Below are 15,752 nucleotides of genomic sequence, written 5' to 3'. Positions count from 1 at the left end.
TATAACGGGCTTTTATTTATTGGAAGCAATATAACTGCCTAATAAAGCTTTCCCTGACTGTTTTGAAAAAGTTCTCCCCAGTCTGAATATATTAAACAGCCAAAGGCTTTGATAAACTTGTAATTTGTATTGATAATTTTTTGTTGCACTGTTCTCAGCTACATCATAACTGTAAACAATATCATATGGAAATCCTGAAGGCAGCAATCCGACTGTGATCATACTTCCAATCATTGGGTTTCCGCAAGGAGGAGTATAGGTCTTCATCGGATGCAGGGTGATCTTCGCTGCATGGGTACTGTCTTCTACAATTTCGTAAATATCGGAATGTTTTAAAATTTTAAATTCTTTCTCAAGATCTTTATTCACTACAAAAGCTTTTTGCTTTTTGAAATCAGCTTTTACATGGTTATACTCTTTAGGATATGCACTGTACGATGGAATGCAGCTCCAGAGTGAAGCCGAAACTAAGAAAGAATAAACAGCAATTTTAAAACCCTTCATCTCCTATTTCTTAATCTGTTTTTTAACTTCTTTTGCTTCTGCAACAATTTCAGGGAAATCCTTATAGTTAGCAATGATCTGATCACACGTATAACTTGCCTGGTAGTTATCCTTCAGGCCGATATAGTTTTTCGCCATCAGTACTAATGCTTTCGCTCCCCAGAATTCCTCTGAAGCATAGTTGTTGGCAAGCTTAAAGATTGTTTCATTAGAAGACTTAAACGCTTTCCCTTTGTTCTGATAATAGGCTTTGGCATATAAAGCTTCTGCAGCTACCGAAGTATTTGATGATTTTTCAAGAGAAGAATAAGCCGTCTGTGCATCTTTATCTTTTCCTGAATTCATCAGACTTCTTGCTTTGATCACTTTCGCAGTTTCAATAACGGCTGCTGAGTTTTTAGAATTGGCGATTACTGCATTGGCTAATTTTTCAGCTTCTGAGAAATTATTTTCTTCTGCATACAGTTTCATCAATTCTACGTTTGCATAATTTTTAATGCTGACATTGGAAGAATTTTTAATGCCTTCAAGGTACTTTTTAGCTTCCGCTGTATTCCCTTGTGCAAGGAAGATCTGAGCTAAACGAGTTTGTGCATCATCCTGGTAATCATTCTGAATTCCAGCCACTTCCTGAAGAACAAGTAAAGCTTTAGTTGAATTATTGGTCTGGTAATAACTTTCTCCCAATTCATACTTCGCCTGGTACAATCCTTCCCCTGTTGGATTCTGTGTCAGATACTTTTCGTAGTACGAAATGGCGTTCTTATAATCTTTCTTCGCGAACAGCTGTTTACCTGTTGACAAGTTGATCTCATCAATTTCAGCAGCATCTACATTTACCCCAATATTTCTTGCGAAGGTTTCATATCCGGAAACATCTCCGTTTTTCGTAAAGATAGGTTTAGCAGCCTGAACAACTTTTTGGGCATAAGCTGTATTTTTATACTGCTCACCCAAAGACTTCAACTCAGAAAGTGCTTTGTCATTCTGGTTTTGGTCAATATAATTCTGTGCTCTGTAGATAGATGCATTGGCGATCAGATCTTTGTCGGAAGAGCCCTTAATTACTTTTCCGAAATAATCATTGGAGTTCGCAAAATCATCCTGAGCAGCGTATGCCGTTCCTATTTCGTACTGAGCATCATCGTAATATTCGGAATCCGGATATTTTGATAAAAGGTTTTTAAGGTTGTTAATTTTTGCCTGCGTATCACCTTTAAATCCTAAAGCCATTGCTTTCTGGTACAAAGTATAATCCGTGGCATCTTCATTTTTATCATAAATGGCAATCGCTTCGTTCAGGTCATTATTGGCATAATGAATATCTGCAAGACGAAGTTCTGCATCATTTTTAAATTCCGGTTTAGGATTGGCAAGATACTGCTTGAAGTAAGTTGCAGCCTGATCAAATTTTTTGGATTTGAAATAGGCATATCCCAAATCATAAGGAAGCTGCTGCTTCTCAGGGAAATTTTCGTTAAGAAGCTTTTCGTAACGAACAATGGCAGACGGATAATTTCCTTTCTGGTAATACACCTGTGCCAGCCAGTATAAAGCTCTGCTGTTAAATTCTTTATTGATATTGAAACCAAGACTTCTTAAGAAATACTTCTCAGCGTCATCATAATTTCCTTTGTTGAATTCTTCAGTTCCCAACAGATAAGAAACTTCCTGATCTACTTTGTTGATCTCAGGAGTTGAACTCTGTAATCTGTCGATCGCGTTCAGGGTTTCTTTATAGTTTCCGGAATACAGGTATGATTTCACCAATAATGATCTCATTTCAGAAGCATTGGCTCCATCCTGATTCTCGTTGATATAGCTTTGGATAACCGCAGAAGGACTTTCAAACGGGTTACCGATATCGTAACTTAATTTGGCGTACTGCTCATGAGCCAGTTTTTTCACTTTTGCATCATAATCCATCTGGTAAGAAGAACGGAATGCAGAAAGTGCCTCCTGCTTTTTATCTACTGCCAGATAGGCATTTCCTAACTGATAGTAAGCATTCTGCGCCAATGCAGAATTGCTGTTCAGAAGCTGGTTGTAATAAGAAACCGCTTCATCATACTTTTTCAGCTGTGCTGCCACAAAACCCATCTCATACAAATCGTTTTCAGATGGATTCTGCTGTACGCTCAGGTAGTCTTTTAAATGGGGATAAGCAGAATTATAATCATTCTTCATGAAATAACTCTCCCCGATGATCTTGTGAACCTCCGCTTTATAAGAATCTGAAATATTTTCGTTCAACAGGGCATTTCCCTCTGTAATGGCCTGATCGTAGTTCTTATCATTATAATACATCTGCACATAATAAGGACGTACAAGCTTTGAGAATTTATCCTGATCTTTAACGGAATCAAAATACTGGAAAGCTTTATCATTTTGCCTGTTGCTGTAATATAAGTGCCCAAGCATATAAGCAATATCTCCCTTCTGAGACTGATCTGCTGTTTTATAAGCTTCTTCCAGAGCATCAATAGCTCCTTTAGAATCACCTGTCATAAATTTTGCATACCCAAGCTTAAGAATATACTGTGTATTTTCCTCTTTCGAAAGCTGATACTGATTTACTTTTTTAAGTGTTTCCAGCGCTTTGTCAAAATCTTTTTTTGCCAAATAATAATCCGCAAGCGGAAGATTCGCCTGTGCAAAATAAGCAGAATTAGGATATTCTTTCATGAAAGCGGTTAATCCCTCTTCAGCATGATTTTTCTGAAGAATAACGCCAATCACATTATCAAAAAACTGTGCGCCTTCCTTCTTAGAACGGGACAAATTCTGATTGTAGAAATATTGTCTTGCATATTCGTATTGGGAGGCGTTGTATATTTTGGTCTGATAAAGATTTTCGGCTAGATTGAACCTGTAATTTTCTTTCTGGGTAAAATATTGGGACTGTTGAGCATCGGAGATTCCGAAATAAATGACCGCAGCCGCTAAAAGTATTTTTTTTGATTTCATTCTTCTTGATATAAGAAAATTAGTCTAAATAAGTTAACGAAAATATTAAAAACTTATTGTTTAAGCAAGTTTTAACAGATTTAATGGTTGTAAATAACAATTTTATAACAATGAAAATTTCTCACTGCCTAATGATAAAATTTACTACTTTCGTCTGATAAAATGTAAACAATTTTAATAAACAGTTATCAAAAACTTATTTTAATTTGATACTTTTTCAACAGCAGCTAAAAACATACCATAAACACACCAATACATGAAATTTAAGATACTTTTAGCATTAATTTTTGTCAACCTTATACAGGCACAAAAATTTTACTTTCCAAAAACAGCTGTAACTGACTCTGTTATATTGGAAAAACAGATGCCGGGACTTGCACAGCAAGTGATTCCTCACCTTCAGTCTGCAAAGTATAAACCGGAAAATACCGTTGACCTTATGGATAATCTTTTCCGATTGCAGATGGTTGCCCAGGATTACAAAAACTCGTTGGCTTCTCTTTCTGAAAACCGTAATCTGTTTGCCGATAACAATATGGGTGGATACAGATATATTGGATTTGAGCTGTACACCCTTGCAAAGACGGAACAAAAAGAAAACAATATTTCTTTTTCCAGTGCGCTCCAAAAAGTATTCAACCAAAAATATGAAAGTCTTCCGGAAAATTTGATTCCAAGACTGGAGCTCGCTCTTAACGGAGATGTGAAAGAATCCAGAAAATTGTTAAAGAACCTGCTGGATAAGCAAAAAGGCAAGGACAGTATCGATTACAGAACAGCGCTGGCTTTATGTAAAAGTTATCTGAGCTATAAAACCTACTCCAGCATCAAACCTCAGGTCATGCAGCTGCTGGCTTCAAAAGACAAGGAAAAATTCATTACCGAAACGAAAGACCTTAAGATCAACGGGAATACGTTAACGATCACTATTGTCCGCAAAAAGGAAAACACTTCCCCGCTTCCTGTTATTTTAACCAATAATATCTATGCAGGTCCCATTGATAATTTCCTTGGAAAGAGAGCTGCTACCTATAATTATGTGGGAGCTGTAGTCAATACCAGGGGTAAGAGAAACAGCAATGATGCCAACAATCCTTTTGAGCATGAATCGGAAGATATTTATGAAGTGATAGACTGGGTAAGCAAACAGCCGTGGTCCAATGGAACAGTGGGAATGGTAGGAGGAAGTTATTTAGGCTTTAGTCAGTGGGCTGCGGTAAAAAAGCTTCATCCTGCATTGAAAACGATAGTTCCTCAGGTAGCAGTAGGCATCGGAATAGATTATCCTGCTCAGAATAATGTCTTCATGAGCTATATGCTGCAGTGGATTCAGTATGTAACCAACAATAAATTTACCGATGAGGCAGATTTTACCAATGCTGTAAAATGGGATTCTATTTTTAGTAAATGGTACAAAAGCGGGAAATCATTCAGATCGTTAGATAAAATAAGCGGGAAACCCAGCAAAATATTCCAGCGATGGCTGGATCATCCGGGATATGATGAGTACTGGCAGAAAATGGTTCCTTACAAAGAAGATTTTTCTAAAATCAATATTCCGATCCTGACCACTACAGGATATTATGATGACGATCAGATTGGCGCGCTGTATTATTTTAAGCAACATCATCTGTACAATAAAAATGCTGATCATTATCTGGTAATTGGTCCTTATAATCATGGAGGGGCACAAAATTTCGGGTTTACGTATGTGAATGGAAATCCTATTGATCCGGTAGCCAGAATCAGTATTGATGATCTTGCTTTTTCCTGGTTTGATTATATTCTTAAAGGAGGTAAAAAACCGGAAATCTTAAAAGACAGGATCAATTTTCAGGTCATGAATACGAATACATGGAAACATGTTGCTGATCTTAACAAAATGCACAATTCTTCCTTGAAATTTTACCTTCAGGACAAAAAAAATACTTCTTCAGTATTCAGCAAACCGGAAAGCCAGAGCTTCACCAGGCAAACCGTTGATTTAAAAAACAGGGATCAGAAAGACACCTATTATAAAGTCAGCAAAAAAGACAGTATAAAAACGACGAATTCTGTTGCTTTTGAAAGTGAAGTACTTGACAGAGATATCATCATGAGCGGAAACTTCTCAGGAGTTTTCAATGTTTCGGTCAATAAAAAAGATTTTGACACTGATACTTATCTGTACCAGATTTCTCCGGATGGAAAATCCTATTTACTATCAACCCATATCGTAAGAGCCAGCTACGCTAAGGATAATGAAAAACGACAGCTTCTTAAACCAAATAAAGCGGAGCAGATCCCAATCAATAACTCCTACGTTATGAGTAAAAAGATAGAAAAGGGAAGCAAATTACTTTTATTGGTCGGCGTTAACAAGAACCCTAACTGGCAGATTAATTACGGTTCAGGCAATGATGTAAGTGATGAAACGATAAAAGATTCCGGAGAGCCGCTGGAGATAAAATGGTACAATGACAGCTATGTGGAAATCCCTGTCTATAAAGATTAAAATCCTTAATTTAGCCGGCAAAAAATAACCAATGAGCACTCAATGATCAGGGCATTTTGATGTGATACTTTTTCAGTGGCTCAAAACATACCATTAATGAAATTTAAGATACTTTTAGCATTATTTTTTGTCAATCTAATGCAGGCCCAGAAATTTTACTTTCCGAGGACAGCGGCAACAGATTCTGTCATTTTGGAAAAACAAATCCCGGAACTCGCTTTAAAGGTGATTACTGAATATCAATCTCCTAAAAACAAACCAAAGTATACACTCACGTTTTTAGATAACCTGTTTCGTTTACAGCTTGCTGCGGAGGATTACAAAAATTCTATTGCAAGTTTAACCGATTACCGTAAGGAGTATGCAGATCATAACATGGCAGGGAACAAATATCTTGCTTTTGAAATCTATAGCATGGCCAGGCTGATGGAAAAGGATAAAAAAATTTCGTTTCCTGATGCTCTTCAAGCGGCCTTTACTACAAAATATGAGAGTTTACCTGAGACGCTGACTGCTAAAGTAGGGCCTACTCTGGATATTGATTCAGATGTAAAGGATCATAAAAAAAAGCTGAAAGCATCACTTGACAAGCAAAAAGATAAGGATAGTATAGACTATGCTTCCGCTCTGACTTTATGTAAAAACTATGTCAATTATAAGACCTACTCAAGCATCAAGCCCCAGATTATGCAGCTGCTTAAAGTAAAGGAGCAGGAAAAATTCATCATCGAATCCAAAATCCTTACTTTAAAAAATGGTACAAAACTCACCATTACGATTGTACGGAAAAAAGAAAACACCTCTCCTCTTCCCGTTATACTTACCAATAATATTTATGCCGGAGAATATGTAGATGCAGGAATAGGGAAAAGAGCAGCAGTTTACAATTACGTAGGAGCCGTGGTTAATACCCGTGGAAAAAGAGACAGCAATGACCCCAATAATCCGTTTGAAGATGAAGCTCAGGATCTTTATGAGGTCATAGACTGGGTAAGCAAACAACCATGGAGCAATGGTAAAGTAGGAATGATAGGCGGAAGTTATTTAGGATTCAGCCAATGGGCAGCTGCCAAAAAACTGCACCCGGCTTTGAAAACTATTGTACCTCAGGTTTCGGTAGGGATCGGAATAGATTATCCTTCTCAAAATAATGTCTTCAAGGGCTATATGCTCCAGTGGATCCACTACGTCACCAATAATAAGCTGACTGATGAAGCAAGCTTTAATAATGATACAAAATGGGACTCTATCAATACAGCATGGTACAAAAGCGGCAGATCATTCAGAGCCCTGGATTCTTTAAGCGGGAAACCCAATAAAATATTCCAAAGATGGCTGGATCATCCCGGTTATGATAAATACTGGCAGAACATGGTTCCTTACAAAAAAGATTTTGCCAAAATAAACATTCCTGTTTTAACGACTACAGGTTATTATGATGCTGATCAGATCGGAGCACTGTATTATTATAAAGAACATCACAAATACAACAAAAACCCTAACCACTATTTAGTGATAGGACCTTATGATCATGCAGCAGCTCAAAGTTATGGAAACAATTATGTTTATGTTTTCGGTTATGGGAATCTACTCATAGATCCCGTAGCCAGAATAAGTATTGATCAGCTTGCTTTTTCATGGTTCGATTATATTCTGAAGGATGGCAAAAAACCGGAACTTCTGAAAGATAAAGTCAATTTTCAGATCATGAACAGTAATACATGGAAACATGTTCCTACACTTGATAAAATGCACTCGTCTTCTCTTAAATTTTATCTTCAGGATCGTAAAAACGGTTCTTCAGTTTTTGAGAAACCCGGAATTGAACAATTTACCAAACAGACCATTGACTTTAAAGACAGAAATCCGAAATATCTTTATCATACAGTAAGCAAACAGGACAGTGTATATGTAACCAATTCTGTTTATTTTGAAAGTGAAATTCTGGACAAAGATATTATTGTAAGCGGAAATTTATCCGGGATATTCAACGTTTCCATCAACAAGAAGGATTTTGATCCCAAAACCTTATTATATCAGGTACAGCCGGATGGTAAGGTATTTTTACTGTCTACACATCTTACCCGAGCCAGCTATGCAAAAAACAATTCCAAACGTCATCTGCTTAAACCTGGCAAAAAGGAGAAGATCCCAATCAAAAACTCATTTTTTATCAGCAAAAAAATAGAAAAAGGAAGCAAACTGGTCTTATTGGTAGGGGTTAATAAAAATAAGAACTGGCAGGTCAATTATGGCACAGGAAAAAATGTTAGTGATGAAACTATAAAAGATGCAGGTGAGCCTTTGGAAATAAAATGGTACAACGACAGTTATGTGGAAATTCCCATTTATAAAGAGTAAATTCTTTTGTTTGAGCATTTTTGCTTAAATGTTGTTAACGACTGTTAACATCAAAATAAAAAATCATTACATTTGCTTTTTTTCAAATCAAATATAGTTATTGAATGAGTCAACTTTTTAGAAGAAAAATCTATTCAGATACAGATACTTCAACGGGGCTTTTAAGGGTCTTAGGTGTGTGGGACATTGTATTTTTTGGTATTGCGGCCATTATTGGAGCTGGGAGTTTCAGCAGTTTGGGAGAAGCCGTTTTCAGAGGGGGTCCCGGTGTTATCCTTCTATATTTGATTTGTGGTTTTGCCTGTGGCTTTACTGCGTTATGCTATGCTGAATTTGCCAGCAGAATTCCTACGGCCGGGTCTGCCTACACGTATGCCTATGCCAGTTTTGGGGAATTAATTGCCTGGATCATCGGCTGGGCTTTGATTATGGAATATTCTTTCGGAAATATTTATGTAGCCTTTTCCTGGTCAGATTATTTCACCAGTTTTTTAGGCCGTCTCGGAATGCATATTCCTGATTACCTGACCTGCAGCTATACCGAAGCCAGAAAGGCTTTTCAGTATGGTTCAGAAAATAAAGAATTATTAAATGCATGGAAAACAGCACCGTTAATCGGAAGTTTGAAGTTCATTGTTGATATTCCTGCATTGGTTATCAATGGATTGATTACATGGCTTTGTTATGTAGGAGTTAAAGAAAGTAAAAATTTCAACAACTCTCTGGTGATTTTAAAACTGGGGGTTATTCTACTGGTTATTCTGGTTGGTTTTGCTTACATCAACACTGAAAACTGGACTCCTGTAAGTCCGGCAACAGGAACACCTTCCTTCATGCCGAATGGCTTTGCAGGAGTAATGAGTGCCGTATCCGGTGTATTCTTCGCTTACATAGGATTTGATGCTTTAAGTGTACTTTCCGAAGAGACCAAAGATCCGCAGAAAACCTTACCCAAAGGAATGATCATTTCCCTTGTACTATGTACGGTAATTTATATTGCTTTAACACTGGTATTAACGGGAATGGTGGATTACAAGAAATTTGATGGTGTGGGAGATCCGCTTTCATTTATATTCGAAAAAACAAACGCCAATGTAGCATGGATGGAACTGGTGGTTTCTTTCGTAGCCATCGTAGCCATTACTACAGTATTATTAGTATTCCAGATGGGACAGCCGAGAATCTGGTATGCTATGAGCCGTGACGGACTGATGCCTGCAAGATTTCAAAAGATACACCCTAAATATAAAACACCATCATATGCAACTATCGTTACCGGGATTGTAGTGGGGATTCCTATCCTGTTTACAGACAAAACTTTCATCCTTGACTTTACGAGTATCGGAACTATTTTTGCCTTCGTACTGGTATGTGCCGGAGTACTTCTTCTTCCCGCCAAAGAAAAAATAAAAGGCAGATTTCATCTTCCTTATGTAAATGGTAAAATCATTTTCCCCGTTGTTTTTATTGGTGGATTAATTGCTTTCTATCAATGGCAGCCGGAATTTTTTGACAGCCTGATGAACTGGTCAGACCCCAATGAAGGAGAATTCAGAGCTTCTATTTTCTTCTTTATTATCATCAACCTGATTTTATGTGTTGTAGCATTTATAAAGAATTTATCATTGATTCCATTGGTCGGATTAAGCTCATGTCTGTATCTTCTTACAGGAATGAGTCACGAGAACTGGTTCTGGTTCGGGATGTGGTTCCTGATCGGAATGGTTATTTATTTCTGCTACGGATACAAAAACAGTAAGCTGGGAAAAGAATTAAAAAATAGCTAAATCATAATTGGCAAAATTGCGAAAAGGCAAAATGGCAGAAAGGTTAAACCCAATGGAGAAACTAATTTGCGATTTTGCCTTTTTTATTTTTTAACTTCAGATAAAAATCGGCAGAATTATTGCTTTAGCTTTATAAGAACCCGTAAACTAACCACCATGGCTGAAAGAATCAAAACATACAGAGAATTTTATCAGTTTTACCTTACTGAACACAGTAAAACAGGAACCCGCATTTTTCATTTTATTGGGACCTTTCTTGTATTTTTCGTTATAGGATATGTTATCAGTTCAGGAAAAGAAAGATTTTTATGGTACATTCCTATTGTAGGCTACGGATTTGCCTGGTTCAGCCATGCCGTGATTGAAAGAAACAAGCCGGCTACTTTTAAATATCCTTTATGGTCTTTAATCTCAGACTTCAGGCTGTTTTTTGAACTTTTGATTGGGAAGCAGAAATTCATAATGCCTAATAATAAACCCCAGAATCCATAAAGGTTTAAAATTAAAACCCTTATTTGAATAATTGAGATTTCTTGCTTTGCTCGGAATGACAAAAGTACCGTTGAAAATTTTATCGAAGATAAAATCCTTGCGTCTTACTGTAAAAATCTTAGCGACTTTGCGTTTTCCAACTTTTTGCTTATGAATAATGTTGAGATTGCTTCACCTTCGGTTCGCAATGACTATAATTTACCGGGCATTTTGATAAAGCTTCTTCCCTATCATATATCCCAATGAAGGCAGAATAAATGACAATACAACAGGAATTATTAATGCCAGACCGGAACCATCAAGAACAACAGTCAAAGGAAAAAGATATCCATTATAAACAAGAAGAGCCAGTGAAAAAAGGAAAGTGTCGCTGTTACCAGTAGAAAGGATATTAAAATTACTTCCAAACTGATCAAACACCCCGGAACAAGTGAATAAGAAAACATTCACAAAAAACACCCATAAAACAGTTCTGTAGATCATTCCTTTTTTTGCGTTCAGATATCCTGCAAAGATGAGCAAAAGGGATAATATTCCGGAAACGGTAAAATCGAGGCCGGATATGGGCACCTCGCTTCCGATTCTTCCAAAGAAATACATGGCATACAATACCAGATTCAGGAGATAAATCACTGTTACATAATTCATAAATCAGGGTTTATTTTTTTATTATCAATATTGTTTTTCAAGTATGTCGTAGTGAACGGTATTCACTATTTTTTCAGCAAGAGCGTCGCCATCTGCTTTTTTTTGTTCAGGAATATAACTTGAAAAAGTCATTGTTTTATCTTTATTCATTGTTACCACTACTTCTTCAAGGATATTCTGGTCATCTACATAAAACTGGATCCTGTTGTCTACGATTCTCCAGAAAGATAGTCTGGGTTCAGACGGGCTGCAGTTCCCTACACTTCCTTCTATATAATTATAAACAGCAAAACCATCTTCCCTGATGGCATAGTTTCTCATCAGACGGCAGTTATCGAATTCTTTTATCACTTTCTCTTTCCCTTCATAAAATCCGGCTTCCTTCAGCTTCCAGAATCCTGTAACATTTTCTTTGGTTATTTTTTGTGCATTGATCAGAGATGAGACTGCAAGAAAAGAAGCAAGATAAAATATCTTAAACATAAATAAATCTGTGTTTTTTTAATGATTTGAATAAAAATAATATAAAAGATTTCCGCGGGCGGCGTCGCCGCCCGCGGAAATTCTAAACCTTGAACCTTGAACTTTGAATGTACAAAATTCTATTTGAATTTTTTCTTAAAGCTGAATTTAAGCCTGTTCATGAGTCCCGGTTCGATAATATCAATTCCCAGCCCGTAATTACTGTCGGCAATGGTATGATGATCTGTTCTGAACTGTTCAAACTCATTCTGAGGAATTTCAATATTGATCAGAGGACTATATTCTATGTATACACTGGCCCCGTTCTTATGTACTTTTTTACGGCTTTTATAATCAAAATACGGATTGGTAATCGTACTTTCCTGAATTGTATATTTTTCTTCAGTATCAATTTTATGATCTGTATGTAGGTTGATCTCGTATTTCTCACTGTCAAAATTATGCCAGAATGGTAGATCTTTATGCATGAAATCCCTGGCACTTGCCTTCACTACATTCCTGTCAAAATACATCAGGAAACGGTTCTTCTGCGGATCTACAAAATAAGGATTCTCAATAACAGCGGAATATTGAATTCTGACTTCATTCAATCTCTTGTCATCACTTACCACATCAATGGCTGCATCTTTAAACACGTCTCTTACATCCGTTCCGTTCCTGTCTCCTGAATAGTTAAGCGCATAAAAAAGGAAGCTGTTCCAGCTGTCAATAATTTCCCTTTTATTCGTACTCTTAAAATACCTTCTCATAGCATTGGCTCTGTTTCCTTTGTAAGTCGTTGACAAAGTAAGCTTTCCGGTATTGCCCTGTGCGCTGAAGTCTACTTTTTCGTCAATACAGAAATAAGGGAATTTATAAGGCTTTCTTACCTGCAGCTCCTGATCTTTTTTCACTTCCAGATAATGCATAAAATATATGAATCCACGGTTTTCTATCAATCCGAATTCATCACGGATGGTGGCATCAATAAAATATTCCTGTCCTTTGTAGTTCACTTTTACCACCACATGATTAAAGCTTAATAACGATGGAAGATAATATTTGATATAATAATCCGTGTTGAAATTCACCAATACAACGGAAGCTTCTACTCCGATATAATCAAGAATAACTTTCAATAAAACCGATTTTGCCTTACAATCCCCCTGCTTGTTTTCATAAGTTACCGACGGTTCCTGTGGCTTATGTCCGTTCATTTCATCAGCATTGAAGATATAATAAATATGATTCTGAACATATTCTATGGCAAACTGAAGTTTTTCATCCTGATCGGTAATGGCATCCAGTTTTTCAACGAGATTCGGGGCAAAATCCTTTAAGGAAGCTTTATTGAATATTTCCTCATAAAAAGGGACAATATAATTAGACAGGTCTTTCCAATTGCTTTCTGTAGCAAAATCCACATAAGGGAAAATCTCACGTCCTGAATCTACAGGATTGATATAATTCTGTTCTTCGATAACGAATCGTTCTCCTTTTTTCAGATGGTTTACCTGCGGTTCAAGAACATTCCCCGGCTCATCTCTGAAAAACGTTTTTTTGTAAGCAATCGTCTGTTCACGTTCATTAATGAATGTAAATTTAAAACTCCCGTAAGCCCAGTAATTATCAGGACTTACCCAAACGTATTTGGAGAATTCCTTTCTCAGGAAATCACGATCAGTAAATTCTTTAATTCTTGAGTCTTCTAAAATAAGTATATCATACAGTCTCAGATCCTTAATGGTAATATTGATCTTTTTATTACTGCTCAGAACACCTCCACTGCTTTGGTTTTCACTGTCAAGGACTTTGATTTTCGTATCCGGAATCTTATCAATCAGAACACCATCTCTCAGAACGCTGATCCGGTGGATCTGGTACACCTCGTTTTCTTCCACAATAACATCAGAAACATAGGCTCTTTCCAGATTCCCGGGTTCATTCAGAGTATAGGCCATGCAGACATATTCACTGTTCTCCTTATTGCTTGTATAGTATTTTTTATCTAAAAAGTAGCAGTAATCCCTGCCCTCATCAATTTGTTTTCTGGCAAATTCTGAATCTTTGATCCGGCTTATAATTTCCTCATCTCCGACATTTCCTGCCCACATTTCAGGTTTTTGAATCCTGTAATTTTCAACTTGCACTTGATTATCCATATTATTATAAGAATTATATTTTGGTTAGTGTTTAAGAAATTCAAATTAAACAATTAAAAAAATAAAAAACAATAGCAGAAGTACTACAAATTCAGGAAAGCCGATTTCGGCATGGTAATTGCGAGGTATGGGGAAAAAATCAATGTTTATGAAAAGTATAGCAACAATTCTAAAAGGGGCAGCACCCGCATTAGCATTATTCGCAATGACGCAATGTACAACCACAGCCAATGCATCCGCAGGTGATGAAAAAACATTCATCGTAGGACCACAGACAGCAGACTGTACAGGTGTAGCTCCTATGAAATGTCTGCAGGTAAAAGAAAACGCTTCCGGAAACTGGACTAATTTTTACAGCAATATCGAAGGATTTACTTATGAACCGGGCTATGAATATGTTTTAAAAGTAAAAACTGAAAAAATTGAAAATCCGCCAGCTGATGGATCATCCATAAAATATACATTGGTAAAACAGGTTTCAAAAACGAAAAAAGCAGGAACGGCTGCCAGCGAAAAAATAATTATTGTAGGACCCCAGACCGTAGATTGTTCTGCAGGAGCAGGCCGTATGAAATGTCTGCAGGTAAAAGAGAAAGCATCTGAAAACTGGACGAACTTCTATAGTAATATTGAAGGTTTCACCTATGAACCGGGATACGAATATGTTTTAAAAGTGAAAACTGAAAAAATTGAAAATCCACCGGCGGATGCTTCTTCAATCAGATACACACTGACAGAACAGGTTTCCAAAACGAAGAAATAATAATAAATAAAAAACGCTTCTGAAAAATTCAGAAGCGTTTTTTATTGCGGGAAGCTTGAAGAATGAAGCCTGAAGTTATTTCTGACAATCACGGAAAATTTTCCATTAAATCATTTTTTCAGTTCCATTTCCGCTTCTTTTTATCTTAAAAGCCTGATTCTTTTTGGGCAGGCTCAGGGTACTTCCCTTTTGTAGCTTCTCCTACTGTATTGGCTGTTGTCATTGCTACCACAAGATCATTCAGCATTTCGCTGGCTGCAGTGGGCGAATTGGGAAGAAGTACAAGATTACTTCTGTTGCTTGCCCCTACGGAATGTAAAGTATCATAGTGCTGTGTTACCACAATAAGTGCTGATGCTTCGTGAGAGTTGATATCCACATTATTCAGCATTCTAACAGATTCTTCAAGCCCTTTTGCAATTTCCCGTCTTTGGTCGGCAATCCCCTGCCCCTGAAGTTTTTTAGATTCTGCCTCTGCTTTGGCAACGGCTACGATACGGATTCTTTGGGCTTCAGATTCATATTCTGCAGCGGTTTTTTCTCTTTCTGCAGCGTTAATTCTGTTCATCGCATGTTTTACCTGCTCATCCGGATCAATATCTGTTACCAAAGCCTTGATAATATCATAACCATAACTGTTCATAGCTTCCTGAAGCTCGCTCTTTACAGCTACTGCAATATCATCTTTTCTTACAAAAACATCATCCAGTTTCAGTTTCGGAACCTCTGCACGCACTACGTCGAATACGAATGAGGTAATCTGGTTTTCAGGATTTTCCAAACGGTAATAAGCATCTCCCACCTGATTTCTGATCACCTGATACTGAACGGAAATTTTCATTTTGATAAAAACATTATCCAATGTTTTGGTATCAATCATTACATCCAGCTGCTGGATTCTCAGGTTCAGTCTTTTGGCGATCTGATCTATAATCGGCAGTTTAAGATGAAGACCGGAATGTTTTACAGCCTGAAATTTCCCGAAGCGTTCAATAATTGCTGCTGTTTCCTGTTTAACCACAAAAAACGAAGCGAACAAAATGATAAGCCCGAAGAAAATAACGGGCGCTAAGTATATACCCATAGTTTTTAATTTTTTAATATGTCGTTAT

At 37.0% G+C, this 15,752-nt stretch carries 11 protein-coding genes; 5 read left to right on the top strand and 6 right to left on the bottom strand.

Annotated features, from left to right (window positions below):
• Positions 1–12: 12 nt before the first annotated feature.
• Entirely contained in the window at positions 13–504 is a 492-nt protein-coding gene (locus ACE3RB_RS03800; protein ID WP_374462977.1) for a hypothetical protein, read from the bottom strand.
• A gap of 3 nt (positions 505–507) precedes the next feature.
• Positions 508–3,471, bottom strand: a complete 2,964-nt coding sequence (locus ACE3RB_RS03795) for a tetratricopeptide repeat protein (protein ID WP_374462976.1) — start codon at positions 3,469–3,471, stop codon at positions 508–510.
• A gap of 256 nt (positions 3,472–3,727) precedes the next feature.
• On the opposite strand from ACE3RB_RS03795, the gene ACE3RB_RS03790 reads away from it, so the two are divergent.
• From ACE3RB_RS03790 to ACE3RB_RS03775, 4 genes are all read left to right on the top strand, one after another.
• A complete protein-coding gene (locus ACE3RB_RS03790) occupies positions 3,728–5,965 on the top strand; it encodes a CocE/NonD family hydrolase (protein WP_374462975.1) in 2,238 nt (745 codons plus the stop codon).
• 96 nt (positions 5,966–6,061) lie between these two features.
• Positions 6,062–8,326, top strand: a complete 2,265-nt coding sequence (locus ACE3RB_RS03785; protein ID WP_374462974.1) for a CocE/NonD family hydrolase — start codon at positions 6,062–6,064, stop codon at positions 8,324–8,326.
• Between the two features lie 104 nt (positions 8,327–8,430).
• Positions 8,431–10,113, top strand: a complete 1,683-nt coding sequence (locus tag ACE3RB_RS03780) for an APC family permease (protein WP_374462973.1) — start codon at positions 8,431–8,433, stop codon at positions 10,111–10,113.
• Between the two features lie 156 nt (positions 10,114–10,269).
• The gene (locus ACE3RB_RS03775; RefSeq protein WP_332387505.1) at positions 10,270–10,605 is read left to right on the top strand and encodes a DUF962 domain-containing protein; all 336 of its coding nucleotides are present in this window, start codon (positions 10,270–10,272) and stop codon (positions 10,603–10,605) included.
• A 198-nt stretch (positions 10,606–10,803) separates the two neighbouring features.
• Here the strand turns inward: ACE3RB_RS03775 and ACE3RB_RS03770 are convergent, their stop codons facing one another.
• The 3 genes from ACE3RB_RS03770 to ACE3RB_RS03760 all read right to left on the bottom strand — a co-directional run bounded on the left by ACE3RB_RS03770 (position 10,804) and on the right by ACE3RB_RS03760 (position 13,877).
• Positions 10,804–11,253, bottom strand: a complete 450-nt coding sequence (locus tag ACE3RB_RS03770; protein WP_374462972.1) for a hypothetical protein — start codon at positions 11,251–11,253, stop codon at positions 10,804–10,806.
• Positions 11,254–11,277: 24 nt separating this feature from the next.
• Entirely contained in the window at positions 11,278–11,736 is a 459-nt protein-coding gene (locus ACE3RB_RS03765; RefSeq protein ID WP_374462971.1) for a lipocalin family protein, read from the bottom strand.
• Positions 11,737–11,855: 119 nt separating this feature from the next.
• Positions 11,856–13,877 carry a hypothetical protein gene (locus ACE3RB_RS03760; RefSeq protein ID WP_374462970.1) on the bottom strand — a complete coding sequence of 674 codons (2,022 nt, stop codon included), beginning with the start codon at positions 13,875–13,877 and terminating at the stop codon, positions 11,856–11,858.
• A gap of 148 nt (positions 13,878–14,025) precedes the next feature.
• Here ACE3RB_RS03760 and ACE3RB_RS03755 point away from each other — a divergent pair, with 148 nt between their 5' ends.
• Entirely contained in the window at positions 14,026–14,640 is a 615-nt protein-coding gene (locus tag ACE3RB_RS03755; RefSeq protein WP_374462969.1) for a DUF4377 domain-containing protein, read from the top strand.
• Positions 14,641–14,785: 145 nt separating this feature from the next.
• Here the strand turns inward: ACE3RB_RS03755 and ACE3RB_RS03750 are convergent, their stop codons facing one another.
• The gene (locus ACE3RB_RS03750; protein ID WP_374462968.1) at positions 14,786–15,724 is read right to left on the bottom strand and encodes an SPFH domain-containing protein; all 939 of its coding nucleotides are present in this window, start codon (positions 15,722–15,724) and stop codon (positions 14,786–14,788) included.
• Between the last annotated feature and the right edge of the window lie 28 nt (positions 15,725–15,752).

This window comes from Chryseobacterium sp. (assembly GCF_041914225.1).
GTDB lineage: Bacteria > Bacteroidota > Bacteroidia > Flavobacteriales > Weeksellaceae > Chryseobacterium.
The sequence above is the reverse complement of the archived record's forward strand: the minus strand, read 5'-3'. Positions and strand labels throughout refer to the sequence as shown.